2 protein-coding genes are annotated in these 1621 nt (G+C 64.7%); both read left to right on the forward strand.

Annotated elements, in window-relative coordinates:
* On the forward strand, positions 1–443 hold a 443-nt coding region (locus tag ABD901_RS58520; RefSeq protein WP_345145040.1), incomplete at its 5' end, for an NADPH-dependent FMN reductase.
* A gap of 243 nt (positions 444–686) precedes the next feature.
* Positions 687–1514: an AfsR/SARP family transcriptional regulator gene (locus ABD901_RS58525; protein ID WP_345145042.1), complete on the forward strand. Its 828-nt coding sequence runs from the start codon at positions 687–689 to the stop codon at positions 1512–1514.
* Positions 1515–1621: the final 107 nt, after the last annotated feature.

A 1621-nucleotide genomic window follows, 5' to 3' on the forward strand; every position in this document is an offset into this window, starting at 1 on the left:
CCGATCTGCCATCGAGCCTCACTGACGAGGATGAACCCGTCCCCCCGCAGGTCCTCGCCCTGGCACCCCGGCTGTCCGCCGCGGACGCATTCGCAGTGGTCACCCCCGAGTACAACAGAAGCTTCCCTGCCCCGCTCAAGACCGCCATCGACTGGTACTACCAGGAATGGCAGGCCAAACCCGTAACCTTCGTCGCCTACGGCAGGGAGTCGGGCGGCCTGCACGCGATCCACCAGCTACGTCAGATCTTCACCGAGCTGAATGCCGTTGCCATCCGCGACGCCATCAGCCTCCCCAAGTACTGGGAAATGTTCGCCCCTGACGGCACCTGGCCCAAGGCCGCCTCCGACTGCAACACCACCGTCACCGCCACGCTGGACCACCTGTCCTGGTGGGCCTCCGCATTGCGAGACGCCCGAACCAAGTCCCCCTACACCACATAGGCCGGCTTCCACAGCGTGCGACGCCAACGATGAGGGCCTCGAGCCCTCTCCCGACAGGACAATGATCTGGGCCGGATCGCGCTGTGGGGAGCCATCAGATGTCCCAAGAGGGAGCTATGCGGTTTCGTCTGCTCGGACCCTTGGAAGTCCATGATGAACACGGTGCCATGCGCACCATCGACCGTCCGAAGCTCCGTTCTTTGTTTGCAGTCCTGCTCGCCAATGCCAAATACGTTGATGTCCGTGGATTCGCTCATCGATGAGCTATGGGACACGAAGGCGCCCAAGTCCGCCAGAGGGAATCTCAAGACCTACGTATGGTTGCTGCGTAGTCTGCTCGCTCAGACCGATCCCGGAGCGAGCCCGATCCGCAGTGATTCGCGGGGGTACATGTTTCAGGCCGCGCCGGGTGATGTCGACATGTTCACCTTCGAACAGCTGATCGCGGAAGGTCGTGCAGCTCAGCACAGGGGTGATTTCGCCGACGCGGGCCAGCGGCTGGATCGGGCGTTGGCGCTGTGGCGTGGGCCTGCTCTGGAGGGAGTCCCAATCGTCGGCAGCCGACTGGTGCAGGTCGTGCGGCGGCTCGAGGAGCAACGGCTGACTGCGTTCGAAGACCTCACCGAGGTCCGGCTGGCGACCGGCGGGCATCGCGATGTCATCGCGAACCTGCGGATCTGGGTCGAGCGGCACCCGCTGCACGAAAGGCTCTGGGGTCAACTCATGTTGGCGCTCTTCCGGGACGGCCGTCAGGCAGAAGCGTTGCACACCTACCAACTCCTTTGGCGACGCTTGGTAGACGAGGTGGGGGTCGAGCCGGGTGAGGCGCTACAGCTCCTGCACGGCCAGATCCTCGCCGGCGACTCGGCGCTCACGGCACCTGCCGACCGGGTCGCACCGGTTGTGGGTGCGACGACGGAGAGCGGACCCGAACCGGTTCCCGACCTTCTCCCGCCGGATGCCTCCGACTTCACTGGCCGCAGGAAGACGGTGCGGAGCCTGGAGAACCTGCTGCTGGGCGAGCCACACTGGGGCATCGCTCCGCGCCAGCTGTGCAGTGGAACCTGGTGAGCGCCGCGACCATCCTGACGATGGTGCCGGTCGTGGCGCTGTTCTTCTTCGCACAACGCGCCTTCGTGCAGGGCGTGACACTGACAGGAGTCAAGGGTTGAAAATCG

The organism is Dactylosporangium darangshiense (genome assembly GCF_039537565.1).
GTDB classification, from domain to species: Bacteria; Actinomycetota; Actinomycetes; order Mycobacteriales; family Micromonosporaceae; genus Dactylosporangium; species Dactylosporangium darangshiense.